Source organism: Anaerococcus lactolyticus ATCC 51172 (assembly GCF_000156575.1).
Taxonomy (GTDB): Bacteria; Bacillota; Clostridia; order Tissierellales; family Peptoniphilaceae; genus Anaerococcus; species Anaerococcus lactolyticus.
Genome location: NZ_GG666158.1, coordinates 1 through 241 on the forward strand (window position 1 = coordinate 1; position 241 = coordinate 241).

The window sequence follows — 241 nt, forward strand, 5'->3', positions numbered from 1 at the left end:
GCCGATAGTATTATGGCTTCTAGTAAAGAACAGGCTATTAATGGTATAAATGATGTTATTTTAAATTCATCTGCACCGGACAACATAAAAAAAGATTTGTACGGAAAAGCCGCTATGGTGTTTAATGATTCTTTTTCATATATAGGTAATGAAAATATCGAAGAAGTGGAATATTATCAACTACATCAAGACCTGTTGCCACTCCAGTGATTTTCCCATCAGCAAGGGTGAGTTCATTTAT

General features: G+C 34.0%; 1 protein-coding gene. It reads left to right on the forward strand.

Annotation, left to right across the window (positions count from 1 at the left end; all coding sequences use genetic code 11):
• On the forward strand, positions 1-210 hold a 210-nt coding region (locus HMPREF0072_RS12230; RefSeq protein ID WP_004830852.1), incomplete at its 5' end, for a hypothetical protein.
• Positions 211-241: the final 31 nt, after the last annotated feature.